Raw genomic sequence first — 23,354 nt, 5'->3', positions numbered from 1 at the left:
CGGACCGGCGGCCGGGGCGTCGCGGCGCCGTCATGCGGTGTCCGTGCGGGCGGCGGCCATGCCCGCCGCGTCGAGCAGGGCCGTACCGACGATGAGGTCGGCGCCGCCGAACTCGGGGTCGTCGAGTTCGGTGCCGTCGTCGACGGCGAAGAGGAGGCGTTCCTCGCCCTGGCGGTAGGCCGTGCCGACCGGGGGGCTGGCGGCGTGGACGGCGAGGAGGGCGATCAGGTACGGCAGGTCGGGGTCGCGGCGGCGGGCCTCGGCGAGGAGGCCGGAGAGGCGGCGCGGCGCGTCGTGCTCCAGGTCGAGCAGCTGCATGGCCGCCGCGAGCTGCTCATCGCTGAAGCGGCTGTCGGCGGGCGTGGCGATCAGGTCGGGCTCGGGCATCTCGGCGCCGAGGTGCTCCCGCTCCATGGGAGGCGTGAACAGCAGGTCGACCAGATCGCCGACGCGGACGGAGCCGGGGGTGCGCAGGCCCGTGCCGCGCGCGAAGTACGCGTCGGTGACGCGGATGGCCTGCTCCACGGGGAGCGGCAGGATCGGCGCGACGAGCTGTCCGTACAGGTCGAGGCCGCTTCGGGTGGTGGGCCGGGCGAAGGCCTGGCGGTCCTGTTCGGCACGGAAGAGGGGTCCGGCCTCCAGGAGGCGGGACTGGAGCTGCGTGTGGCGGCGGATGCAGTCCTTGACTATGTCGACGAGCTCGGCGGCGCGGCGCTTGTGCTCGGGGTCCTCGGCCTCGTCGCGGGCCTTGCGGATGTTGGTGAGGATCGCGTTCTCGTGGCGGTACCGGTCTGCCACGTGCGCGAGGGCCTCGTCGATCATGTCGGGGACCGTGGTGAGCCAGTCGACGGCCCGGACGTTGCGCCGGGTGGCCTCCAGGGTCCTGCGGAGGGCCTCCGCGTACTGCACGGTCCGGTAGCGGGCCTGTTCGGCGGCGAGCTGGGCGTCGGCGAGCCGGCCGCGGCTGATCAGGACCTCGAGCTTGACCTCGGCGGCGATCTGCGCGCTGGTGACGTCCGTGTCGAGAGCGCCCACCAGGACGTTGACCGCTTCGTCGGTGGTGCGGAGGTAGACGCTGCCGCCGTAGCCGGGGACCTCCTCGATGAGCTTGAAGTCGTAGTCCCGGCGTACGTACACACCGTCGGGGCCGAACGTGCCGTACACGGCGCGGAAGCCGCGGTCGACGCTGCCGACGTTGATCAGGTTCTCCAGGACCCAGCGGGCGACGCGCTCGTGTTCGGCGGCGGGCCGCCGCGGGGCCTGGGCGGCGACGCGGGGCAGCAGCCGGGCGACGATCTGCTCGTGGTCGGCGCCGGTGTCGAAGTCCATGTTGAGCGTGACGAGGTCGATCGCGGCGAGGGCGACCTCCGCCATGGTGTAGACCGAGTACTCGCCCGCCAGATTCGCCTTGCGCGCGTCCAGGTCGTGCAGCGGCGCGGTGCAGGCGAGCGCGCGCAGGCGTCGCGCCAGTCCTTCGTCGGCGGCCGGGCCCTGCGCGGGCCGCGGCCCCGCGCTGAGCTGGGGCGGAACGAATTCCGTCGGTTCCGTCGGGGCAGGCGAAGTCACGCTGCACAGAGTAGGTCCTCGCACTGACAGCGGTCGAAACGGCGCGGACCGGCCGGGCGCGGCGGGCGGGTCGGACAGGGCGCGGGCAGGGACGGGCAGATCGGCCAGGGCGCCGTGGCGGGCGGGGCGGGTCAGGCCGGGGGCGGGGTGCTGTCGGTCACGCGGTCGGCGTACGCCTCGACGAGCTCGGCACGCGAGTCGTCGAGGTAGTCGGCGAGTAGCCGTTCGGCGGTGGTGCGCTCCCCCGCCCGCAACGCGTCCAGGATCTGCCGGTTTCGCATGAGATAGCGGTCGTGCAGGGTGCGCGGGTCGTCCACCATGTGGAAGGCGAGGCGGAGTTCGGCGAGAACGCCGCGCATGAGCTCGTCGGTGCGCTCGCTGCCGGCGAGGGCGACGAGTTCCCGGTGGAAGTGGATGTTGGCGGTGGAGACACCCTTCCAGTCGCCCCGGCCCGCGTGCCGCTCCCCCTCGGCGACGGCCTCGATCAGCCCGTCGAGGGCGAACGGCGGCTCGCCGAGGTCGTGGACGACGGCGCACTCGACGAGCTGCCGGGTGCGGTAGATGTCGACGACGTCGTCGACCGCGAGGACCCGCACGAACACACCGCGGTTGAGCTCGTGGACCAGCAGCCGTTCATGGGCGAGCAGCCGGAACGCCTCACGCAGGGTGTTGCGGGAGACCCCGAGGGCGCCGCCGATGCTCTCCTCCGACAGCCGGGTGCCCGGAGGGAAGTAGCCCTCGGCGATCCGGGTGCGCAGGATGTCCGCGATCCGCTCGGCCGTGCTCGTGCGCCCCAGCAGCGCACGGCCGTCCGCCAGTCCGCCACCCGTCGTCGCCACCAGCGACCTCTCCTCCGCGTACGGCCGTTCCTGTCGTGGCCATCGTAGTTGTCCACACCCCTTGTCGGATCGTTCAACGATCCTCTACCTTGTCCGACATCGCACGGCTCCACACTCAGGGGCCGGTACACGGGGGTGTATCCGCGCTCGTCGCCGGACGGGTGGCGGCTCATCGGGTGGCGCTGTTGTCGCCGGGGTCGCTGGCGGCGCGCTGCGCACGCTGACCACGCGTGCGTAGGTGCGGTTCGTACCGGCGGGGTGACCTGGGGCCCGGGTCGGGGCCGGGGTAGGGGACCCGGGGTAGGGGGCCCTGAGCCGCATGCCCCGGGTCGCACCGCTCCCTTGGCTCATCCTTCGGCCGGTGGAGGTCCGTAGCCGCCGCCCCCGGGGGTGGTGACGACCAGGACGTCGCCCGGTTGGACGTCCACCATGTCGACGCCGTTCAGGGGCTCGACGGTGCCGTCGGCGCGTTCGACAGCGTTCGTGCCGGGGGCGCCGGGTTCGCCGCCGGCCATTCCGTACGGGGGGACCCGGCGGTGGCCGGTGAGGAGGGCCACCGTCATGGGCTCCAGGAAGCGGATGCGGCGTACGACGCCGTCGCCGCCATGCCAGTGGCCGCGGCCGCCGCTGCCCGCCCGTACCGCGAAGGAGTCCACGCGGACCGGGTAACGCCACTCCAGCACCTCGGGGTCGGTGAGCCGGGAGTTGGTCATGTGGGTCTGCACGGCGTCGGCACCGTCGAAGCCGTCGCCCGCGCCGGACCCGCTGGCCACGGTCTCGTAGTACTGGACGCGGTCGTTGCCGAAGGTGACGTTGTTCATGGTGCCGGAGCCCTCCGCCTGCACGCCGAGGGCCGCGTACAGGGCGCCGGTGACCGCCTGGGACGTCTCGACGTTGCCCGCGACGGTCGCGGCCGGGTACGTCGGCGCCAGCATCGAGCCGTCCGGGACGCGCACCTCCAGGGGCTCCAGGCAGCCGCTGTTGAGCGGGATGTCGTCGGCGACGAGCGTCCGGAAGACGTACAGCACCGCCGCCATGACGACGGACTTGGGGGCGTTGGTGTTGCCCGGCTGCTGCGGTGACGTTCCCGTGAAGTCGAGGACGGCGCCGCGCCGGTCGCGGTCGACCCGCAGGGTGACGTTGATGGCGGCGCCGCTGTCTGTCTCGTAGCGGTACGAGCCGTCGTGCAGGGTGGCGACGATACGCCGGACCGACTCCTCGGCGTTGTACCGTACGTGCCCCATGTAGGCGTGGACGACGTCGAGGCCGAACTCGTCGACCATGCGGTGCAGTTCCTCGATGCCCTTCTCGTTGGCGGCGATCTGGGCGCGCAGGTCGGCGAGGTTGGTGTCCGGGTCGCGGGAGGGGTAGGGGGCCGCGGTGAGGAGCTCGCGGGTCTCCTCCTCGCGGAGCCGCCCGTCCCGTACGAGCAGCCAGTTGTCGAAGAGGACGCCCTCCTCGTGGATCGTGCGGCTGAACGCGGGCATGGAGCCGGGGGTGATGCCGCCGATTTCGGCGTGATGTCCGCGTGAGGCGACGAGGAAGCGCAGCGGGCCCCCGTCCGGGCCGTGGACGGGGGTCACGACGGTGACGTCGGGGAGGTGGGTTCCGCCGTGGTACGGGTCGTTGATCGCGTACACGTCGCCGGGCTTCATGGTGCCCTCGTTGCGGCGCAGCACCTCCTTGATGGACTCGCCCATCGAGCCCAGGTGGACGGGGATGTGGGGAGCGTTGGCGATGAGATTGCCGTCCGGGTCGAACAGGGCGCAGGAGAAGTCGAGCCGTTCCTTGATGTTGACGGAGTGGGCGGTGTTCTCCAGGCGTACCCCCATCTGCTCGGCGATCGACATGAAGAGGTTGTTGAAGACCTCCAGCAGGACGGGGTCGACGTCCGTGCCGACGGCGGTGCGTTCCGGTCGGCGCAGGACCCGGCGCAGGACGAGGTGGCCGGTGTCGGCCGTGGCGGCCTGCCAGCCCGGTTCGACGACGGTCGTCGCGTCGGCCTCGGCGATGACGGCGGGGCCGGGGACGATGTCGGCGGGGCGCAGATCCTCACGCCGGTACAGCGGGGTGTCGACGCGGCCACCCGCCAGATGTACGGGCACGGTGGCGCGGGGCCGGGTGGGCCCTTCGCGCGGCGGCCGCTCCCCGGCGGCCACCGCGCCGTGCGGGCCCGCCCGGCCGACGGCCTCCACCGTGACGGCCTCGACGACCAGTGGTTTGTCCATGGTGAAGGCGTAGCGGGCCCGGTGGGCGGCCGTGAAGCCCTCCCGGAGGGCGTCCGCCGTGCCCAGCGGGACGGGGAGGCTCGCGTCGGTGCCCGCGTAGCGGACCAGCACGCGCGCGTGGGTGCTGATCGCGGTGTCGGGCAGGCCGTCCGCGCGCAACTCGGCCCTGGTGCGGTCGGCCAGCTCGGCGCAGAGGGCCTCCACGCGCGCGTGGGCGGTGTCGTCCAGCTCCGCCTCCACGGACTGCTCCCGCATGGCGGTGGCGTCGGCGAGTCCGATCCCGTACGCGGAGAGAACGCCCGCGAGCGGCGGCACGAGGACGGTGTCGATGCCGAGGGCGTCGGCGACGGCGCAGGCGTGCTGGCCGCCCGCGCCGCCGAAGCTGGTCAGGGCGTAGCGGGTGACGTCGTGGCCGCGCTGGACGGAGATCTTCTTGACGGCGTTGGCCATGTTGAGGACGGCGATCTCCAGGAAGCCCGCGGCGACCTCCTCGGGTGAGCGCCGTACGCCGGTGTGGCGCCGTACGTCCTCGGCGAGTTCGGCGAAGCGCTCCCGTACGACGTCGGCGTCGAGCGGCTGGTCGCCGCCGGGGCCGAAGACCGCCGGGAAGTGCGCGGGCTGGATCCTGCCGAGCATCACATTGGCGTCGGTGACAGTGAGCGGGCCCCCGCGCCGGTAGCAGGCGGGTCCGGGGACGGCGCCCGCCGAGTCGGGGCCGACGCGGTAGCGCTGCCCGTCGAAGTGGAGGACGGAACCGCCGCCGGCCGCGACGGTGTGGATGTTCATCATCGGCGCGCGCATCCGTACGCCCGCGACCTGGGTGCCCAGCTCGCGCTCGAACTCGCCCGCGTAGTGCGACACGTCGGTGGAGGTGCCGCCCATGTCGAAGCCGATGACCCGGTCGAACCCGGCCTGCCCGGAGGTACGGGCCATCCCGACGACGCCGCCGGCCGGGCCGGACAGCACGGCGTCCTTGCCGCGGAAGTGCGCGGCCTCGCGGAGCCCGCCGTTGGACTGCATGAACATCAGGCGGACGCCGGAGAGTTCGGCGGCGACCTCGTCCACGTACCGGCGGAGGATCGGCGACAGGTAGGCGTCGACGACGGTGGTGTCGCCGCGCGGGACGAGCTTGATGAGCGGGCTCACCTCGTGCGAGCAGCTGACCTGCGTGTAGCCGAGGTCGCGGGCGGCGTCGGCGACGCGCTGCTCGTGGTCGGGGTGGCGGTAGCCGTGCAGGAGGACGACGGCGGCGGAGGTGAAGCCGTCGCCGCGGGCGGCCTCGAGGCGGGCGGTGACGGTGTCGAGGTCCAGGGGGCGGACGACGGCGCCGTGCGCGTCGGTCCGCTCCGGGACCTCGACGACCCGGTCGTACACGGCTTCCGGGAGGAGGATGCGGCGGTCGAAGATGCGGGGGCGGTTCTGGTAGGCGATGCGCAGCGCGTCGCGGAATCCCTCGGTGATGACGAGGACGGTCGGCTCGCCGCGCCGCTCCAGGAGGGCGTTGGTGGCGACGGTCGTGCCCATCTTGACCGTGGCGATCCGGTCGGCGGGTACGGGGTCGTCGGGGCCGAGCCCGAGGAGGAGCCGGATCCCGGCGACGGCCGCGTCGCGGTAGCGCTCGGGGTCGTGCGACAGCAGCTTGCGGGTGATGAGGCGGCCGTCGGGCCGTCGCCCCACGATGTCGGTGAACGTGCCGCCACGGTCGATCCAGAACTCCCAGCGCCCGGTCATTCCCCCATTCTCGCCCGCCGGCGCGCACGGCGCGGGGGTACCGCGGGCGGGCGGGTCGGCAGGGCTGGACGACCCGCAGGCGACGGGCGGTGCCCCCTACGGACATCCCCGCGGGCCGCCCCGCGGACGTCCCCGCGAAAGGCCCTGCGGCCACCCCGCACGCACTGTGACCAGCGGGTCGTGGCCATGTGCGGCGAGGTGCCGGGCGGTCTGCAGGGCGCGGTGCGCCACACCGAGGCCATCAGGCCGGGAGAGGCTCGGTGACGATGACGCCACGCATACGGGTGATGCCGTACGGCCCGGCGGGGCCCCGTGGACTCGCGGGCCGTTCCGCCCGGGGCGGCGTCCCGTGGCGTCTGTCCGAGCGGGGGCCGCACGGCGCGCCCCGCGGCACCTCACACGGCGGGCGCGTCGGGCCCGATCCGGCTCCGTACCGCCGTCTGTACCTCGTCCTCCTCGGCCGGATCGGCGGCCAGGCGGCGGAGGCGTTCGGCGACGCGCACGTCACCCGTCTCGGCGTGCAGGGCGGCGACCTCGCGGGTGGTCTCCTCGCAGTCCCAGAGGCACTCGACGGCGAAGCCGGTCCGGAAGGTGGGATCGGTCGCGGCGAGGGCGCGGGCGGTGCGGCCGCGCAGTTCGGAGGAGGCCGCCTCGCGGTAGATGTGCCGCAGTACGGGCGCCGCGCAGGCGATGCCCAGCCGCCCGGCGCCGTCGACGAGCGGGTAGAGCGAGAGACCGTCCGGACCGTCGGTGCGCACGGCCTGGCGGAGGGCGCCGAGGACGAGCGGGGCGTCCTGGTCGCCGCCCCGGGAGGCGAGGACACCGCCCGCGGAGGTGCCCAGCGCGTCGGGGCGGTGCACCCAGCCGCGGGCCCGGTCGACGGCGGCCTCGCCGCACATGCGCTCGAAGGCACTGACGGCGGCTTCGGCGACGGTACGGAAGACGCTGTTCGCGGCGGCCTCGATCAGGTCGAGGACGGCAGGGTCGCGGGCCTCGGCGAGGTAGTGGAGGGCGGCGCAGCGGGCGCCGTCGGGGCCGCTGCGGGCGGCCTCCAGGATGAGGGGCCGGTCGTCGGGGCCGGCGACGGCGGTGAGACAGCGGGCGGCGGGGCCGTGCAGGACGCTGCCGCGCTCAAGGCCCTGTTGGGCCCAGTCGAAGACGGCCTGGACGCTCCAGCCGGGGCGCGGGCCGGTCGGCCGCATCTGCCGCTGCCAGCGGTCGAAGGAACCCTGCTCACCGGCGGCGCGCACCCGGGCGCCGACCGTCTCACGAGGGTCCTCGGCCCACAGCCGCCAGGGCCGTGGCTCGAAGGCGTCGCGTACGGCGGCGGCCAGCTCGGCCTCGCCCTCCGGGGTGGCCGGGAAGCGGGCGAGGACGGGGTCGGCGAGTCCGCGCAGCGCGGTGTCGTCGTCGCGGAGCGCCAGCTCGTCGAGGGCCCACGTCCAGTTGGTGCCGACCGCGGCGTAGCGGCGCAGCAGCAGGAGGGCATCGCGGCGGCCGTATGAGGCGAGGTGGCCGAGTACGGCGAGGGCGAGGCCGGTCCGTGACTCCTCGGTGTCGAGGTGGTCGTCGACGCTGAACAGATGGGCCTCGACCGACTCCAGTCCTCCGTGGAGATCGAGGTAGAGGCGTGCGTAGTAGAGGGAGCGGTTCTCGACCTGCCAGTCGCGGCGAGGGTCGTTGAGGACGCAGTGGTCGAGGGCGGCGAGGGCCTCGTCGCGTGGCGCGGCGAGCGCGTGCAGCGTGCCGTCGCCGCGGCCCCTCTGCAGCAGGCCGAGCAGGGTGCCGCTCGGCGCTATGACTGGTTCGAACATGGAAAACGCCTCACATCAAGCTGTCGACTGGGCGGGCGCGGTCGGGCGTCCCGAAGCAACCGGGGTGGGTTGATCGCCGGTGACCGGCTAGGCCGCGCAGCAACATGAGGAGCCGCCCGTCGTCTTCTGCTTGGTGTCGACCATCTTCCTCTGCCTCTGCCTTCTCTCGGTGGCCCCCTGCGGGCCCGTCGTCATGATGACCCAGCGGTTTCGCCGCCGCGACCACATTTACGGTCCGTGTCCGTCCGGCGTTCGCTGCCCGTTTCCGGGCCGTTCACCGGCTCCCGAACAGCTCCAGGAGGTCTGTCTTCCCAAACATGCGGGCGGTATCCACGGCGGACGGAGTGCCGGCCTCCGGATCGGCGCCACCGTCGAGGAGTGCGCGGACGACGGCGCCCTCGCCCTTGAAGACGGCTCCGGCGAGGGGGGTCTGGCCGCGGCCGTTGGCACGGTTCGGGTCGGCGCCGCGGGCGAGAAGGGCTTCCACGGTCCCTGCGTGGCCGTGGTAGGCGGCGAGCATCACGAGTGAGTCGCCCGTGTCGTTGGTGAGGTCCGAAGGCGCGCCGGCGTCGAGGTAGGCGGCGAGCGCCCGGGCCTCGCCCCGGCGCGCCAGGTCGAAGATCTTCGACGCGAGTTCGATCACCTCGGGGTCGGGCGTTTCGCTCATCGGCGTGGCCACCTTTCCTGCTGTTTCTGCGCTGTCGCCGTGCGTACGGCGAGGTCAGCCGTACGAGTGAACCGACAGGGTACTGCCCGTCGACGCAGGGTTCGACGTGCGCCAGTCAAGTGAAAACGCCAGAGCTTCACCCATTTGCACCTTTTATCGCATAGATGCTTGCTGTGAGCCTGGAATGACTCATGGTGACTGTCCCTTCAACCAGGAGAAACCCTCATGATCCTGTCTATGTCAGGCGTGGTACTGCTCGGAATCATCGTGTTCCTCTTCTTCAAGAAGGACGGGCTCAAGGCGTCCCACGCCCTCGTCTGCGCGCTCTTCGGCTTCTATCTCGCGGGGACGGCGATCGCCCCGAGCATCACGGCGGGCGGGCAGAGCCTCGCCAGCCTGCTGGGCGGCATCAGCTTCTGACGCCCCGGACTCCTCGGCACCTCCCCCTTCCACGACCACCGGAAAAACAGGAGAAGACGTGGCCCGGCGACCACTCCCCCGCATTCTGAGCAGCGGCAGCGCCTCGATCGCTCGCAGCCGAGAGGTCGCGCGCACGGCCGCCGACAACGCCACGGACGTCATCCATCCGCTGATCACTGTCTCGCGTGGTCTGCGGAAGCTCGCGGTGGCCGGGCGCGCCAGGTGGGCGGCGACACCCAAGGAGCGGCGCGGTCCCACGCTGTTCCTGGCCGCCCTGTGCGTCCTGGCCGTCGCGCTGATGCCGTACGGGCCGCTGCTCGGCCTCATCGCGGTGATGGGCGCGGCGGCGTGGAAGGGGAGGGAACGCCCCGTCGTGCGGACGGGGCCCGACGAGGCGGAGACCGAGCGGCTGCGGGCGCTGTACGAGGCCCTGGTGCCGCACTTCTCGGTGCCCGACGACCCCAGCCCGCTCTTCGCCCACGGCGGGGAGTGGAACCGCGTCTTCGAGGACTTCGCGTTCGACGCGGACGCGCGGCCGACCCGGCTGCTCATCTCGTACCCGGCGTACTTCCCGGACGGCGAGGCGGCCTCGCGCGCCAGGATCGAACAGCTTCTGCACGCGAAGTCGGGGCGTGGCCGCGAGTACCTCTTCGACTGGGACGAGGAGGGCAACCAACTCCTGATGAGCGTCCTGCCGGCGCTCCCGACCTCAATCGCGGCGCAACGGTTCGTGACGGTGCCCGGCGAGACGGTACTCGGTTTCACGGACGCCGCGGCGGTCCAGCGGACCGTCCCGGTCCGGGACGGGGACGCGACGCGGGACGCGCCCGCGGTGGTGTGGCGTACGGGGCCGCGCTCGACGGAGCCCCATCTAATGGCGGTCGGCCAGCCGGGCAGCGGCATCAGCACGCTCCTGCGCTCCATCGCGCTCCAGGCGCTGCAGCACGACGGGGACGTGCTGGTCGTCGAGGGCTGCGGGACCGGCGAGTACGCGTGCCTGGCAGGCCGGGCCGGCGTCCTGGGCGTCGAGTGCGGACCGGCCGGCGCGCTGTCCGCCCTGGAGTGGGCGGCCCGCGAGACCGAGCGGCGCCTGGCCGCCGCGCACGAGGCCCGGCAGGCGGGGCGGCCCGCGCCGATGGAGGTACGGCGGCCGCTGTGGATCCTGCTGGACCGGCCGAGCGTCCTCGGCGACCTGGCGGCCACGGAGGGGCGTGCGGACCCGCAGGAGCTCCTCCAGGTGCCGCTGCGGCACGGCAGGGCGGCCTACGTGACGGTGGTGGTGGCCGAGCAGTTCGACACCGTGGGCGCCCTGGGCGAGGCGGTACGGGCCCACACCCGCGCGCGTGTGACGCTCGGTTCGGCCACGCCCGGGCAGATCGCGGCGGCCCTGGGCACCCCGTCCCGCACGACACCGCCGCCCCAGGTCCCGCCCGGCCGCGGCTACGCCCGTCTCGGCACGGCCCCGGTGCTCCGCCTCCAGGTCCCCTTCACCCCGGACCCGTACGACGACGCGACCCCGGAGCCGCACCGCCGCGCGGTCCTGAACCTCCTGCCGGAGCGCCACACCCAGGAGTCGCTCGTGCCGGAGCGCCCGGCCCCGGAGTCCCCCGCACAGGAGACCCCGAACCAGGCGGCCCCGAACCAGGCGGCCCCGGCTCAGGGGGCCCGGCCACAGCAGACCCCGCTCCCGGCGGGCGAGCAGGCGGTGCCCGGCTGACGGCCCGCCCCTCGGGCGACGCGTCCCTCAGGCCACGAACGTCCTCGGCTCCTCGGCGACCGGCCCCGCGTTGGTCCCCGACCGGACCATGCGGGCGGCGGCGGCCAGCCTGCTCGCGGCCTCCTCGGCCACCGGGCCGCTGACCGTGAACGGCAGCCGGACGTACCCTTCGAAGGCGCCGTCCACGCCGAAACGGGGCCCCGACGGGACGCGTACGCCGACGCGTTCGCCGGCCTCCGCGAGGCGGGAGCCGGAGAGGCCACCGGTGCGGACCCACAGGGTGAGGCCGCCCAGCGGCACCTCGAACTCCCATCCGGGCAGCTCGCGGCGGACCGCGGCGACCAGCGCGTCGCGGTTCTCACGGGCCTGGGCACGCCGGAGGGCGACCGCCTCCTCCCAGCCGCCGGTGCCCATCAGCCAGTTGACGCCCAGCTGCTCCAGGACCGGAGTCCCCAGGTCGGCGTAGGCGCGGGCGGCGACCAGGGAGCGGATGACGTCCGGCGCGGCACGTACCCAGCCGATACGCATGCCCGCCCAGAACGCCTTGCTCGCCGAGCCGACGGTCAGCACCGTGCTGCCCGCCGGGTCGAAGGCGCAGACGGGGCGCGGCATCTCAAGACCGTCCTCCAGGTACAGCTCCGACATGGTCTCGTCGACCACGAGGACCGTGCCGGCCGACCGGGCCGCGTCGACCAGCGCGCGCCGCTGTTCCTCGTCGGCCAGGGCGCCGGTCGGGTTGTGGAAGTCGGCGACGACATACGCCAGCCGGGGCGCGGCGTCCCGCAGCACCTGCCGCCAGCGGGCCAGGTCCCAGCCGGCCAGTCCCTCGGCCATGGCGACGGGCACGAGCCGGGCGCCGGCCTCCCGCATGAGCTGGAGGATGTTCGCGTACGAGGGGGACTCCACGGCGATGCGCTCGCCGCGCCCCGCGAACAGATGGCAGATCGCGTCCATGGCGCCCATCGCGCCGGTCGTCACCATGATCTGTTCGGGCATCGTGGGGATGCCCCGCTCCGTGTACCGGTCGGCGAGCATCCGGCGCAGCGCGGGCAGGCCCGCCGGATAGTCGCCGTGCGTGTGGGCGTACGGCGGCAGCTCCTCCAGTGCGCCCTGGAAGCCCCGGGTGAGCCAGGGCTCCGGGGCCGGTAGCGCCGCGCAGCCGAGGTCGATCATCGAGCCGAGCGACTCGGGCGGCAGCGGTTCGAGGCCGCGCGCGGGCAGCGGGTTGCCCGCCGGTACGGTCGTCCAGCTCCCCGCGCCGCGCCGGGATTCCAGGAAGCCCTCCGCGCGCAGCGCCTCGTAGGCCGCCGCGACGGTCGTACGGCTCACCGAGAGCGACAGGGCGAGTTCGCGCTCGGCGGGCAGGCGGGCGGCGACCGGCACCCGGCCCTCCAGGACGAGCAGGCGGATTCCGTCTGCGAGCGCGCGGTAGGCGGGCGGCTTACGGGTGCCGGGCCCCGCGGGTCGGGGCTGCTGCGCGGTCAGCTGGCGGGCCAGCTGGGCGGGACCCACCGCCGAAGTCCACTGAGCCATGACTTCAGTCCACCTTCCTCGAATTGGCCATGGTTGGCATCCGATTCCACGCCAGAGAGTGTCACAAGCCAGTCCACCACATCAGCACACCGGGGAGTACACCTTGTCCAGCCCCAAACCCGAAGACGCGACGCGCGGAATGCGCGGGCGGCGGATTCCGCGCCGGCTCCTCCAGCTCGCCGGCGGCCTCGTCCTGTACGGCGCGAGCTCCGCGCTCCTCGTCCGCAGCGGCCTCGGACTGGAGCCCTGGAACGTGCTCCACCAGGGCCTGTCCCGGCTCACCGGCCTCTCCATCGGCGTGGTGGTCACCGTGCTCGGCGCGGCCGTCCTGCTCCTGTGGATCCCGCTCCGCCAGAAGCCGGGCCTCGGCACCGTCGCGAACGTCCTCGTCATCGGCGCCGCGATGGACGGCACCCTCTTCCTGGTCCCGGACGCCCACGGCCCGCTCGCCCGTACGGCGCTCATGGTCGCCGGGATCGTGCTCAACGGGCTGGCCACCGGCCTCTACATCGCGGCCCGCTTCGGCCCGGGCCCGCGTGACGGCCTGATGACCGGCCTGCACCGGCTGACCGGCCGCTCGGTCCGGCTGATCCGCACCCTCATCGAGGTCGGGGTCGTCGCCACCGGCTTCCTCCTCGGCGGTTCCCTCGGTGTCGGAACGCTGCTGTACGCCCTCACCATCGGGCCGCTCGTCCAGCTGTCCCTCCGGCTGTTCGCCGTACCCGACGCCACCCGGAGCGCCGCTCCGGAGACGGCCGGCGGCAGCACCGTGGTCGCCTCGGGGTCACCGGAACGGGTGATACTGCCGCGGTGACTCGCCTTCCGCGCCCCCGACCGGGCCACCCGTACCTGGACCACCCCTCCCCCATACCGTTCGCCCACCGCGGCGGCGCGGCCGACGGGCTGGAGAACACCCTGACCGCGTTCCGGCGGGCCGCCGACGCCGGCTACCGGTACTTCGAGACGGACGTCCACACCACGGCCGACGGCCGGCTGGTCGCGTTCCACGACGCGACCCTCGACCGGGTGACCGACGCGCGCGGCCGGATCGCCCGCCTCCCCTGGAGCGCCGTCCGGCAGGCGCGCGTGGCGGGGAAGGAGCCGCTGCCGCTCTTCGAGGAGCTGCTGGAGGAGTTCCCGGAGGCCCGCTGGAACGTCGACCTCAAGGCCGAGTCGGCGCTCGCCCCGCTCGTCGCCCTGATCCGGCGGGCGAACGCCTGGGACCGGGTCTGCGTGGGCTCCTTCAGCGAGGGGCGGGTGGCCAGGGCACGCAGAGCCGCCGGGGAGCGGCTCGCCACCTCGTACGGCGTCCGGGGGGTCCTGGGGCTGCGGCTGCGCTCGTTCGGGATATCGGCGGCGCTGCGCGCGGGGGCGGTCGCCGCGCAGGTGCCGGAGACGCAGGGCGGTGTCCGGGTCGTGGACCGGCGCTTCGTGAGGGAGGCCCACGCGCGCGGGCTCCAGGTGCATGTGTGGACGGTCAACGATCCGCGGCGTATGGCCTCTCTCCTGGACCTGGGGGTCGATGGCATCATGACCGATCATCTGGAGACGCTGCGTACGGTGCTCACCGGCCGGGGGGCGTGGGTCTGACCCGGGAGAGCCGGGGCCGGGACGAACGAGGGGGCGCGTGTGACCGCCGAGACCGCCGACCGGGAGGCGGGCGCGCCCGACGCGCCGCCCCCGGACCGCAGACGTGAACAACGCGGCTGGTACTTCTACGACTTCGCGTGCTCGGTCTACTCGACCAGCGTCCTGACGGTCTTCCTCGGGCCGTATCTGACGTCGGTCGCGAAGGCCGCGGCGGACGCGGACGGCTTCGTGCACCCGCTGGGCGTCCCGGTCCGGGCGGGGTCGGTCTTCGCGTACTCCGTGTCCCTCTCGATCGTCCTCGCGGTGCTGGTGATGCCGCTGGCGGGCGCGACCGCCGACCGTACGGGGCGCAAGAAGCCGCTGCTGGCGGCCGCGGCGTATGTGGGCGCGGGCGCGACGGCGGGGATGTTCTTCCTGGACGGCGACCGGTATCTGCTGGGCGCGTTCCTGCTGATCGTTGCGAACGCGTCACTGGCCGTGTCGATGGTGCTGTACAACGCCTACCTCCCGCAGATCGCCGAGCCCGAGGAGCGCGACGCGGTCTCGTCGCGGGGCTGGGCGTTCGGCTACACGTCGGGGGCGCTCGTCCTCGTCCTGAACCTCGTGCTGTACATCGGGCACGAGTCGTTCGGCCTCTCGGAGTCGGCCGCGGTGCGGATCTGTCTGGCGTCGGCGGGCCTGTGGTGGGGTGCCTTCACGGTCGTACCGCTGCGGCGGCTGCGGGACCGCCGAGTGGAGCCGGGCGGCGAGGGTGCGGTCGGGTCGGGGTGGCGGCAGCTGATGTCGACACTGCGCGACATGCGGCGGCATCCGCTGACCCTCTCCTTCCTGCTGGCGTATCTCGTCTACAACGACGGCGTGCAGACAGTGATCTCGCAGGCGTCGATCTACGGCTCGGAGGAGCTGGGCCTGGACCAGACGACGCTGATCACGGCGGTGCTGCTGGTACAGGTCCTGGCCGTGGTGGGGGCACTGGCGATGGGGCGGCTGGCCCGGTCGTACGGCGCGAAGCGGACGATCCTGGGATCGCTGGCGGTCTGGACGCTGATCCTGGCGGCCGGGTACTTCCTGCCGGCCGGGGCACCCGGCTGGTTCTTCGCGCTGGCGGGGGCGATCGGGCTGGTGCTGGGCGGCAGCCAGGCACTGTCGCGGTCGCTGTTCTCGCACCTGGTGCCGCGCGGCAAGGAGGCCGAGTACTTCTCGGCGTACGAGATGAGTGACCGCGGACTGAGCTGGCTCGGGCCGCTGGTCTTCGGGCTCGCCTACCAGCTGACCGGCAGCTACCGGGACGCGATCATCTCCCTGGTGGCGTTCTTCGCTCTGGGATTCGTGCTGCTCGCGCGCGTGCCGGTGCGGCGCGCGGTGGCCGCGGCGGGGAATCCTGTGCCGGAGCGGATCTGATCGAAACCGGACCTGATTTAGACGGCGAAGTCAAAGGCCGGTAGTGTACGCCTTTGGCCTGCCAGGCGGACCGTTACTGCGTGCTCAATTGACGAAAACGCTGGGTGACATCTGCTGCCAGATGTGACAAACCGGGCACTGGTGGGTACAACAAGGGGCGGCACGACGGGCGACGCATTACCCGTAACGGGAATCTTTACCGCCGACCGGACGTTGACCGGATGACGACGACAGCGACACCTGTCCTGTGGGCGACAAGCCCGGGAGGCACGATTCATGAGTGAGCGAGCTCTTCGCGGCACGCGCCTCGTGGTGACCAGCTACGAGACCGACCGCGGCATCGATCTGGCCCCGCGCCAGGCGGTGGAGTACGCATGCGAGAAGGGCCATCGTTTCGAGATGCCCTTCTCGGTCGAGGCGGAGATCCCGCCGGAGTGGGAGTGCAAGGTCTGCGGAAGCCAGGCGCTTCTGGTGGACGGTGACGGCCCCGAGGAGAAGAAGGCGAAGCCCGCGCGTACGCACTGGGACATGCTCATGGAGCGACGCACCCGCGAGGAGCTGGAGGAAGTGCTGGCCGAGCGGCTGGCGGTCCTGCGTTCCGGCGCCATGAACATCGCGGTGCACCCGCGTGACAGCAGGAAGTCCGCGTGACCGGCTAGAACCGGCCACGCGCAGAGCCGCGGGGCGCGGTACGCATCGACGTACCGCGCCCCGCGGCTTTCGCGCGCCCGGGCGCGGGCCCGGGGACGGGCGCGGGCACGGGGACGGGCACGGGCGCGGCAGGCTCAGGGGGTCAGCGGCGGGCTCCCCGCGGCTTTCGCGCGCCCGGGCGCAGGCCCGGGGACGGGCGCGGGCACGGGCGCGGCAGGCTCAGGGGGTCAGCGGCGGGCGCGACCCGTCGTCGTTCCCGGGGCCCGGCCCGCGGCGGTCGTCGTCGCGGATGACCTCGCCCTGGACCACCTTGCCGTCCGGGCGGTGGATACGGGCCTGCTGGAGCACCGCGCCCATCCGGCGGTCGACCGAGCGCTCCACGTACCCGGCGAGGGCCGTGCGGAGCGGCGGGATCAGCAGGAGCAGGCCCAGCGCGTCGGAGATCAGCCCCGGCAGCATCAGCAGCAGGCCCCCGAGCATCAGCATGCCGTTGCCGCCGCTCCCCCGGTCGGCCGTGGACGGCGGCTGCGCGCCCGCCTGCTGACGCTGGAGCTGCTCGGTCAGCGTCGTGAACGCGCGCCGGCCGGCCCGCTTGATCACGGCGGCGCCGAGGACGCCGCCGCCGATCAGCAGGGCGAGCACGGTCAACCCGCCGGCGGCGTCGGCCACCAGGGTGAGCAGCCAGATCTCCAGCACCAGCCAGGCGGCTATGCCGAGGGGGGCGAGGGTGCGGGCGCGGGAGCGCCCACGGACGGGAGGAGGCGGTGCACCGGTCGTCATGCCCCCAGTGTGCCTGGGGCCACGACCGTACGGCGTAAGGGCCCCGGAGGTGTCAGGGGTTCCCCCGGCCCAGCAGGCGGCCCGCCCGGGCGCTCACGCCCCAGGCCGTGACGCGCCACAGCGCCTCGACGACGATGTCCCGGCTCATCTTGGAGTCACCGTGCTCCCGCTCCACGAAGGTGATCGGCACCTCCACGACATGGAACCCGGAGGCGACCGCGCGACGCGCGAGATCGACCTGGAAGCAGTACCCCTGGGACGCCACGTCGGTCAGCCCGAGCCCCTCCAGGGTCTCCCGGCGGAACGCCCGGTACCCGCCGGTGACGTCGCGGATCGGGACGCCGAGGAGCAGCCGGGAGTACGTGCTGCCGCCGCGCGAGAGGAACTGGCGGGACCTGGGCCAGTTCACGACCCGGCCGCCCGGCACCCAGCGGGAGCCGAGCACCAGGTCGGCGCCCTTCAGGGCGGTGAGCAGCCGGGGCAGCTCCTCCGGCTGGTGGGAGCCGTCGGCGTCCATCTCGACGAGGACGCCGTAGCCGTGGTCCATGCCCCAGCGGAACCCGGCGAGGTAGGCGGCGCCGAGGCCCTCCTTGCCCTTGCGGTGCAGGACGTGGACATGCGTGTCATCGGCGGAGAGCTCGTCGGCGATCTTGCCGGTGCCGTCGGGGCTGTTGTCGTCGGCGATGAGGATGTCCGCGTCCGGGGCGGAGGCCCGTACGCGGGAGACGATCGGCCCGATGTTCTCCGCCTCGTTGTAGGTCGGAATGATCACCAAGGCTCTGCCGAGCGGGCCGTACCGCCGCTGACTCTGACCGCCGTCGTTCACTGCTGCCCCTTACGTCCTGTCGCGAATGCCCACCATAGCGAGCCTTGGGCGCGGACGATCGACGACGTCCTGAGACGGGGCGGGGCGGAGGCGGGTGGATGGTGGAGGCGGGTGGATGGTGGAGGCGGGTGACATGGGCCGGCGGGTGGCGGGGCGGGGCGGCCCCGACCTGGGGCCCGGCGTCCTTCGGGCCGACCTGGGGCCCGCTGGCTGCGGGTCGCGCGAGAGCCGTTGTCTACTGAACGTCCGGGCCCCACCGGGTCGCACCCTCCCCCGGCTCTTCGGAGAGCAGGGGGGACGTCCTTCCGGAGCTGCCTCGCCCCGCCGCGCGGCGCGGGCGCTGAACCTGGCTCCCAGTGGTGGTGCGCCGGTGCGGCACACCACCCCGCGATCCAGCGGCGCTCGGCGACTGCGGGCAGGCTCTGCTCTGCCGGTCGGACGTCCGTGGTGGACCCGGCCGAACCTACCCGCCGCTCACCGCTGCCTGTCAACACCCGCCCGACCTGCGGCGTTTGGACGAACGGCCAGGTCAGCGAGGAAGATCCGCAGGTCGTGGCGGAACCCGCGGGGCACCGGCCGGTGACCGGAACATCCCTATGTCACTCGTTCGGTCGTACGAACACGGTCTGTCCGAAGACCACCGTTCGGAGGCATACGGGGAGCGGCGAGCCCGGTGTCAGGTCGGGCAGGCCGGGCGTGCCGGAGCGGGGGTCGGTGGACCAGCGGGCGACCCGGTCGTCGGGGGCCTGGACCACCAGGTCACCGGCCTGCCAGACGGCGTAGTCGGCCGGGGCGCCGGGCACCAGGACACCCGCGTCGTCCCGGCCCGTGGCCCGCCAGCCGCCGCGCGTGTGGGCGGTGAAGGCGGCGCGCACGGAGACGCGGTGCCCGGGGGTGCGGTGGAAGGCGGCGGCGCGGACGGTGCCCCAGGGGTCCAGCGGGGTGACGGGGCTGTCCGAGCCGAAGGCCAGGGGCACACCGGCGCGCAGCAGCGCGGCGTACGGGTTGAGGGTGCGGGCGCGTTCGGCGCCGAGGCGCTGGGCGTACATGCCTTCGTCGCCGCCCCAGGCCGCGTCGAAGGCGGGCTGCACGGAGGCGGTGAGGCCCAGCTCGGCGAAGGCGGCGACGGTCTCGGGGGTGAGCATCTCGGCGTGCTCGACGCGGTGCCGGGCGGCGCGGACCCGATGCAGGCCGACGGTCTCGGCGGCGGCCCGTACACCGTCCACGACGGCGGTGACGGCGGCGTCCCCGATGGCGTGGAAGCCGGCCTGGAGCCCGGCCTCGGTGCAGGCGGTGACGTGCGCGGTGACGGCGGCCGCGTCGAGGTGGGCGGCGCCGGTGTGCGGCGCGTCGGCGTACGGCTCATGCAGCCAGGCGGTGTGGGAGCCGAGGGAGCCGTCGACGAAGAGGTCACCGGCGGCGCCGGCCGCACCGAGCTCGCGGATGCGCCGGGCGTCCTTCTCCCCGGCGACGGTCTCGGCCCAGTAGCCGACGACGCGGGGCAGGAGTTCCTCCTCGGCCAGCTTCAGCAGGCCGGTGAAGTCGTCCTCGTCGCTGATCTCGGGCCCGCCGCACTCGTGGACGGTGCCGATGCCGAGTGACGCGGCGTGGCGCAGGGCGGCCCGCTGGGCCTCGGTGCGCTGGGCAGGGGTGATCGCGGCGTGGGCGGCGGCCCGGACGGCGTGGTGGGCGGCGCCGGTGAGGGGCGCGTCGGGGTGGTAGCCGTCGAGGCCGGCGACACCGGGGACGAGGTCGAGCAGGGCGGTGGTGACGACGGCCGAGTGGACGTCGACACGCGGGAGATAGAGGGGGCGCCCGCCGGTCGCCTCGTCGAGTTCGGTACGGCTCGGATGGCGCCGCCCGGGCCAGCGCGCGGCGTCCCAGCCGTGGCCCAGCAGGACCGGGTCGGCGGGGCGCGCCGCGGCGAAGTCCCGTACGAGAGCGAGCGCTTCGCCGAGCGTCCGGGCGCCGGACAGGTCGAGTCCGGTGAGCGCGAGCCCGGTGGCGGTGGTGTGCACATGGGCGTCGGTGAACGCGGGGGTGACGAGGGCGCCTTCGAGGTCGATCACCTCGTCCACGCCCGAGGCGAAGGCGTCGGCCGCCCCTTCGGAGCCCACCCAGGCGACATGCCCGCGCTCGACGACCATCGCGGTGGCGAAGGGGTCGGCGGGGCTGTGGACGTCTCCACCGCGCAGCAGCACGGTGGTGTGCTCGCGGGTGTGTTCGCGCTCGGTCATGGTGACCAGCGTAGACAGCACCGGGCGATGTCTCCGGACAGGGTCAGACGCGGGGTGGGCGGGCCTCGTACGGGGTGGAGAGGACCACCGTCGTGCGGGTGGAGACGCCGGACTGGGAGCGGATTCTGCTGAGCAGGTTCTCCAGCTCCAGCGGGGTCGCCACACGGACCTTGAGGATGTAGTTCTCCTCACCCGCCACGCTGTGGCACGCCTCGATCTCGGCGATGTCGGCGAGCCGGTCCGCGATGTCGTCGGGGGCGCTGGGATCGAAGGGTTTCACCGAGATGAAGGCAGTGAGGGGCAGTCCGACCGCCTCGGGGTCCACGACGGCGGCGTAGCCGCGGATGACGCCGCGCTGTTCGAGGCGGCGGACGCGCTGATGCACCGCCGAGGTGGACAGGCCGGTGGCCTTGCCCAGGTCGGTGTAGCTCATGCGCCCGTCCTTGACGAGCAACTCGACGATCTGACGATCCAGCTCCTCCATGCGGTCAACCTATTGCCCCGGGTGCCCTCCGGCACAGTCGGCGGCACAGCGTACAGGCACCTGCGAGCGGCATGTGACGAACGCCACACGTTCATGGTCGCGGTGGTTCGAGACCGGACGGTTACCCGGCGAGCGCGCAGGGAATTGCTTGCTGTGGTCGGGGCCGCATGCCTGGTCGGCCCGCCTGAGGGGGAGATTCTCCATGCAGGAGCCTGTTGATTCGGTCGAGACCGAAGAGCTCGACACATACGACACTTTCGAAATGTTCCGGGTCATCTGCCCGGACTGCGCGCAGCCCATCGCGCTGCTCGCGGACGAGGAGGTTCTGCCGGAGCACGCGCTGTGCCCTACGCCGTGGAATCCGTTCGTACTGTCGGTGTGCTCCGGCTCGGGCCGGGCCGTCTCGGACGCGCGCCCCGTCGAGGAGGGCGCCGGAACGCAGGAGCAGGAGATGGGGCTCCTGTTGACGCTCCCTCAGGGTCTCGACTGGCGCACCCAGCCCTTCTCGCACGTGGGCGGCCCCGGGTCCCGCCCGATCAAGGTGCCCCGTATGCGGCGGATGCCGTCGTCCCCGATGCGGAGGGCCGCCTGATCCCCGGCCGGTCCGGCTGATCCGCCCCGGCGCACGTGGGCGCGGCAGGGGCGGATCGGCGTTTCGCGGCCGCCCCGCACACCCTCCGCCCTCCGTCGCTCCGGCACCCCGGTACTCCGTCGCTCCGGGTACACCGCGAACTGGCGCCCTATTGCCACCGGGGGTGACCCCGGGCCCCGGTTCGCGTTGCCCTGGTATGACCTCGCTGTACTCGACGAGCGGCTACGTCCGGGGCCGGCTGGTGGTGGTGCCCGGCGCGGCTCCAGACTTTGACGAATCGGTTCCGCAGGCCGTCGACCCGCCCATCTTCCGCGCGATGCTCCGCCACTGGGCCAGCTGCGGCCGTACGCTGCCGGGCCGCCGCGACCAGGAGTGGACCCGGCTCGCGGCGGCGCCGGTGTGGGCACGCCCGGCGGACGTGCCCGGGGAGGTCAGCCGCTCTCGGGGCCTGCGAGGTGACGGGCGATGACGACCCGTTGGATCTGGTTGGTGCCCTCGACGATCTGCAGCACCTTCGCCTCGCGCATGTAGCGCTCCACCGGGAAGTCGGCGGTGTAGCCGTAGCCGCCGAGCACCTGGACGGCGTCGGTGGTGACCTTCATCGCCGCGTCCGTGCAGAAGAGCTTGGCCATCGCCGCCTCCCGCGAGAACGGCCGGCCGGCGTCCCGCAGCCGCGCGGCGGCGAGGTAGAGGGCGCGACCCGCCTCGATCTGCGTGGCCATGTCGGCGAGCATGAAGCGCAGCCCCTGGAAGTCCGCGATGGGCCGGCCGAACTGCCGCCGGTCCCGCGCGTAGGCGACCGACTCGTCCAGGGCCGCCTGGGCGACGCCGATGGCGCACGCCGCGATGCCCAGCCGCCCGGAGTCCAGCGCGGAGAGCGCGATCGTGAAGCCCTGGCCCTCCTCGCCGATACGGCGGGAGTCGGGGACGCGTACGCCGTCGAAGTGCAGCTGGGACGTGGGCGAGCCCTTCATTCCCATCTTCTTCTCCGGCACGGCGGCGGAAACCCCCTCGGCGTCGCCGGGCACCAGGAACGCCGTGATGCCGCGCGGGCCCTCACCGCCCGTGCGGGCCATCACCGTGTAGAAGTCGGCGATCCCGCCGTGGGTGATCCACGCCTTGGTACCCGTGATCACCCAGTCGTCGCCGTCGCGGACGGCCTTGGTGCGCAGGGACGCGGCGTCGGAGCCGGAGGCCGGCTCCGAGAGGCAGTAGCCGCCGAGCAGTCCGCCGCCCAGCATCGCGGGCAGGTGCTCGGTCTGCTGCTCTTTCGTGCCGAACCCGGCGAGGCCGTGGCAGGCGAGGCTGTGGACGCTGACGCCGAGGCCGACGGTGAGGCGGGCGGCGGCGAGCTCCTCCAGAACCTGGAGGTACACCTCGTACGGCTGGTCGCCGCCGCCGAGGGCGGCGTCGTAGGGCAGGCCCAGCAGGCCCGCTTCGGAGAGTACGGAGAAGACCTCGCGCGGGAAGTGCCCGGCGTCCTCCTCCTCGGCCGCCCGGGGAGCGATCTCCCCCTGGACGATGTCGCGCACCAGGGCGATCAGATCCCTGGACTCCTCCGTGGGCAGCTGACGTTCCACCGGCTGCGGGGCGCGGTCGGGCATAGCGGCGCTCTCCTCCCTGTCGGGCGCTGCGGCGGTCGCGCGCGAAGGGTAGGAGCGGCGCCGCCGGGTCTCACTGCTTCGCCGATGCTGCCCGTCCGGATCACGGAATCGGCAGTTCAGCGGCTGTGGCGGCACGAGTATGCCCGATCGGGTGGCTCCCGTCACCAGCGGAGAGACACCCTTCGATAACGCTCGTTCACTCAGCGGCCCGGGGGAGCCGCGGGAAACGGTCAGAGCAGGCCGGTGCGGGTGACGAGCATGGCGAGGGCGACGACGAGGACCCAGCCGAGGATGTGCTCCAGCAGCTGGGGCCCGTCGTCCTTGGGGCCTCCGGTGCGGGCGCGGGTGAGGGTGGCGGCGGCTGCGTTCGCGGTCATGGCATCTCGCTGTCGTCGTACGGCTGTGTCTCGCCCCCCGCGACAGTCCACAGTGCCAGCGCGCGAGGCCCCGCGGGGAGAGACGTTGCTCACTCCCGCCCTCACACCCGCGCGTGACCGCGTCCGCTACCGGATGCCGACCGCCGCCAGGGCCCCGCGCTGGGCCGGGGACGGGTCGGCAGGCCAGTACAGGTGGCAGACGCCACCAGTGCCCGAGACCTCCTTGCCGGAGGCGCCGTGGCGCCTGGTCCGCAGCCAGATGTTCTCCAAATGGGAGGGCGCCGCTTGCCACGTGAC

21 protein-coding genes and 1 pseudogene are annotated in these 23,354 nt (G+C 73.3%); 9 read left to right on the top strand and 13 right to left on the bottom strand.

Annotated elements, in window-relative coordinates; translation table 11 throughout:
• Positions 1–30: 30 nt before the first annotated feature.
• Positions 31–1,566 carry a hypothetical protein gene (locus FVS66_RS01090; protein WP_149179046.1) on the bottom strand — a complete coding sequence of 512 codons (1,536 nt, stop codon included), beginning with the start codon at positions 1,564–1,566 and terminating at the stop codon, positions 31–33.
• 131 nt (positions 1,567–1,697) lie between these two features.
• Positions 1,698–2,405, bottom strand: coding sequence for a GntR family transcriptional regulator (locus FVS66_RS01085; RefSeq protein ID WP_149179045.1), 708 nt, complete (start codon positions 2,403–2,405; stop codon positions 1,698–1,700).
• A gap of 48 nt (positions 2,406–2,453) precedes the next feature.
• On the opposite strand from FVS66_RS01085, the gene FVS66_RS36705 reads away from it, so the two are divergent.
• On the top strand, positions 2,454–2,780 hold the full coding sequence (locus FVS66_RS36705; RefSeq protein WP_149179044.1) for a carboxyltransferase domain-containing protein: 327 nt from the start codon (positions 2,454–2,456) through the stop codon (positions 2,778–2,780).
• On the opposite strand, the gene FVS66_RS01075 is transcribed toward FVS66_RS36705, so the two are convergent.
• The 3 genes from FVS66_RS01075 to FVS66_RS01060 all read right to left on the bottom strand — a co-directional run bounded on the left by FVS66_RS01075 (position 2,753) and on the right by FVS66_RS01060 (position 8,845).
• A complete protein-coding gene (locus tag FVS66_RS01075) occupies positions 2,753–6,364 on the bottom strand; it encodes a hydantoinase B/oxoprolinase family protein (RefSeq protein ID WP_149179043.1) in 3,612 nt (1,203 codons plus the stop codon). The genes FVS66_RS36705 and FVS66_RS01075 overlap by 28 nt on opposite strands.
• 395 nt (positions 6,365–6,759) lie before the next feature.
• Positions 6,760–8,178: a HEAT repeat domain-containing protein gene (locus tag FVS66_RS01065; RefSeq protein WP_149179042.1), complete on the bottom strand. Its 1,419-nt coding sequence runs from the start codon at positions 8,176–8,178 to the stop codon at positions 6,760–6,762.
• A gap of 274 nt (positions 8,179–8,452) precedes the next feature.
• Positions 8,453–8,845: an ankyrin repeat domain-containing protein gene (locus FVS66_RS01060; protein WP_149179041.1), complete on the bottom strand. Its 393-nt coding sequence runs from the start codon at positions 8,843–8,845 to the stop codon at positions 8,453–8,455.
• A 225-nt stretch (positions 8,846–9,070) separates the two neighbouring features.
• Here FVS66_RS01060 and FVS66_RS01055 point away from each other — a divergent pair, with 225 nt between their 5' ends.
• Positions 9,071–9,265, top strand: a complete 195-nt coding sequence (locus FVS66_RS01055; RefSeq protein WP_149179040.1) for a hypothetical protein — start codon at positions 9,071–9,073, stop codon at positions 9,263–9,265.
• A 58-nt stretch (positions 9,266–9,323) separates the two neighbouring features.
• Positions 9,324–10,982: a hypothetical protein gene (locus FVS66_RS01050; RefSeq protein WP_149179039.1), complete on the top strand. Its 1,659-nt coding sequence runs from the start codon at positions 9,324–9,326 to the stop codon at positions 10,980–10,982.
• A gap of 27 nt (positions 10,983–11,009) precedes the next feature.
• On the opposite strand, the gene FVS66_RS01045 is transcribed toward FVS66_RS01050, so the two are convergent.
• On the bottom strand, positions 11,010–12,515 hold the full coding sequence (locus tag FVS66_RS01045) for a PLP-dependent aminotransferase family protein (protein ID WP_149179038.1): 1,506 nt from the start codon (positions 12,513–12,515) through the stop codon (positions 11,010–11,012).
• Between the two features lie 139 nt (positions 12,516–12,654).
• On the opposite strand from FVS66_RS01045, the gene FVS66_RS01040 reads away from it, so the two are divergent.
• From FVS66_RS01040 to FVS66_RS01025, 4 genes are all read left to right on the top strand, one after another.
• Positions 12,655–13,329 carry a hypothetical protein gene (locus FVS66_RS01040; RefSeq protein WP_149179060.1) on the top strand — a complete coding sequence of 225 codons (675 nt, stop codon included), beginning with the start codon at positions 12,655–12,657 and terminating at the stop codon, positions 13,327–13,329.
• Entirely contained in the window at positions 13,326–14,105 is a 780-nt protein-coding gene (locus FVS66_RS01035; protein WP_149179037.1) for a glycerophosphodiester phosphodiesterase family protein, read from the top strand. Before FVS66_RS01040 ends, FVS66_RS01035 begins: the two co-directional genes overlap by 4 nt.
• 39 nt (positions 14,106–14,144) lie before the next feature.
• The gene (locus FVS66_RS01030) at positions 14,145–15,506 is read left to right on the top strand and encodes an MFS transporter (RefSeq protein ID WP_149179036.1); all 1,362 of its coding nucleotides are present in this window, start codon (positions 14,145–14,147) and stop codon (positions 15,504–15,506) included.
• Between the two features lie 276 nt (positions 15,507–15,782).
• Complete coding sequence (locus FVS66_RS01025) at positions 15,783–16,157, top strand: RNA polymerase-binding protein RbpA (protein WP_010468770.1); 375 nt, start codon at positions 15,783–15,785, stop codon at positions 16,155–16,157.
• Between the two features lie 219 nt (positions 16,158–16,376).
• On the opposite strand, the gene fxsA is transcribed toward FVS66_RS01025, so the two are convergent.
• The 4 genes from fxsA to FVS66_RS01005 all read right to left on the bottom strand — a co-directional run bounded on the left by fxsA (position 16,377) and on the right by FVS66_RS01005 (position 20,484).
• Positions 16,377–16,937 (bottom strand): FxsA family membrane protein, encoded by a 561-nt coding sequence (gene fxsA, locus FVS66_RS01020; RefSeq protein WP_149179035.1) that lies wholly within the window; start codon positions 16,935–16,937, stop codon positions 16,377–16,379.
• Positions 16,938–16,989: 52 nt separating this feature from the next.
• Positions 16,990–17,763: a polyprenol monophosphomannose synthase gene (locus FVS66_RS01015; protein WP_149179034.1), complete on the bottom strand. Its 774-nt coding sequence runs from the start codon at positions 17,761–17,763 to the stop codon at positions 16,990–16,992.
• A gap of 599 nt (positions 17,764–18,362) precedes the next feature.
• Positions 18,363–20,000 (bottom strand): amidohydrolase, encoded by a 1,638-nt coding sequence (locus tag FVS66_RS01010; RefSeq protein ID WP_149179033.1) that lies wholly within the window; start codon positions 19,998–20,000, stop codon positions 18,363–18,365.
• A gap of 43 nt (positions 20,001–20,043) precedes the next feature.
• The gene (locus FVS66_RS01005) at positions 20,044–20,484 is read right to left on the bottom strand and encodes an Lrp/AsnC family transcriptional regulator (RefSeq protein ID WP_149179032.1); all 441 of its coding nucleotides are present in this window, start codon (positions 20,482–20,484) and stop codon (positions 20,044–20,046) included.
• 202 nt (positions 20,485–20,686) lie between these two features.
• Here FVS66_RS01005 and FVS66_RS01000 point away from each other — a divergent pair, with 202 nt between their 5' ends.
• A complete protein-coding gene (locus tag FVS66_RS01000) occupies positions 20,687–21,076 on the top strand; it encodes a hypothetical protein (protein WP_149179031.1) in 390 nt (129 codons plus the stop codon).
• Positions 21,077–21,272: 196 nt separating this feature from the next.
• Positions 21,273–21,545 carry a hypothetical protein gene (locus FVS66_RS00995; RefSeq protein ID WP_149179030.1) on the top strand — a complete coding sequence of 91 codons (273 nt, stop codon included), beginning with the start codon at positions 21,273–21,275 and terminating at the stop codon, positions 21,543–21,545.
• Here the strand turns inward: FVS66_RS00995 and FVS66_RS00990 are convergent.
• The 3 genes and pseudogenes from FVS66_RS00990 to FVS66_RS00980 all read right to left on the bottom strand — a co-directional run.
• Complete coding sequence (locus FVS66_RS00990; protein ID WP_149179029.1) at positions 21,508–22,680, bottom strand: acyl-CoA dehydrogenase family protein; 1,173 nt, start codon at positions 22,678–22,680, stop codon at positions 21,508–21,510. The genes FVS66_RS00995 and FVS66_RS00990 overlap by 38 nt on opposite strands.
• Before the next feature lie 230 nt (positions 22,681–22,910).
• Positions 22,911–23,057, bottom strand: coding sequence for an SCO1431 family membrane protein (locus FVS66_RS00985; protein WP_149179028.1), 147 nt, complete (start codon positions 23,055–23,057; stop codon positions 22,911–22,913).
• Between the two features lie 126 nt (positions 23,058–23,183).
• Positions 23,184–23,324 (bottom strand): annotated as a pseudogene (locus FVS66_RS00980) (peptidase C39 family protein); the annotation flags it as partial.
• Positions 23,325–23,354 lie beyond the last annotated feature (30 nt).

Origin of the sequence: Streptomyces sp. TRM49041, from assembly GCF_008271805.1 — a bacterium.
GTDB lineage: Bacteria > Actinomycetota > Actinomycetes > Streptomycetales > Streptomycetaceae > Streptomyces.
The sequence above is the reverse complement of the archived record's forward strand: the minus strand, read 5'-3'. Positions and strand labels throughout refer to the sequence as shown.

Bases quoted from the DNA above. Each gene is read 5' to 3' on its own strand.
- FVS66_RS01075 (WP_149179043.1), bottom strand. From the start codon at position 6,364: ATGACCGGGCGCTGGGAGTTCTGGATCGACCGTGGCGGCACGTTCACC.
- FVS66_RS01065 (WP_149179042.1), bottom strand. From the start codon at position 8,178: ATGTTCGAACCAGTCATAGCGCCGAGCGGCACCCTGCTCGGCCTGCTG.
- FVS66_RS01060 (WP_149179041.1), bottom strand. From the start codon at position 8,845: ATGAGCGAAACGCCCGACCCCGAGGTGATCGAACTCGCGTCGAAGATC.
- FVS66_RS01055 (WP_149179040.1), top strand. From the start codon at position 9,071: ATGATCCTGTCTATGTCAGGCGTGGTACTGCTCGGAATCATCGTGTTC.
- FVS66_RS01045 (WP_149179038.1), bottom strand. From the start codon at position 12,515: ATGGCTCAGTGGACTTCGGCGGTGGGTCCCGCCCAGCTGGCCCGCCAG.
- FVS66_RS01040 (WP_149179060.1), top strand. From the start codon at position 12,655: ATGCGCGGGCGGCGGATTCCGCGCCGGCTCCTCCAGCTCGCCGGCGGC.
- FVS66_RS01025 (WP_010468770.1), top strand. From the start codon at position 15,783: ATGAGTGAGCGAGCTCTTCGCGGCACGCGCCTCGTGGTGACCAGCTAC.
- fxsA (WP_149179035.1), bottom strand. From the start codon at position 16,937: ATGACGACCGGTGCACCGCCTCCTCCCGTCCGTGGGCGCTCCCGCGCC.
- FVS66_RS01010 (WP_149179033.1), bottom strand. From the start codon at position 20,000: ATGACCGAGCGCGAACACACCCGCGAGCACACCACCGTGCTGCTGCGC.
- FVS66_RS01005 (WP_149179032.1), bottom strand. From the start codon at position 20,484: ATGGAGGAGCTGGATCGTCAGATCGTCGAGTTGCTCGTCAAGGACGGG.
- FVS66_RS01000 (WP_149179031.1), top strand. From the start codon at position 20,687: ATGCAGGAGCCTGTTGATTCGGTCGAGACCGAAGAGCTCGACACATAC.
- FVS66_RS00995 (WP_149179030.1), top strand. From the start codon at position 21,273: ATGACCTCGCTGTACTCGACGAGCGGCTACGTCCGGGGCCGGCTGGTG.
- FVS66_RS00990 (WP_149179029.1), bottom strand. From the start codon at position 22,680: ATGCCCGACCGCGCCCCGCAGCCGGTGGAACGTCAGCTGCCCACGGAG.
- FVS66_RS00985 (WP_149179028.1), bottom strand. From the start codon at position 23,057: ATGACCGCGAACGCAGCCGCCGCCACCCTCACCCGCGCCCGCACCGGA.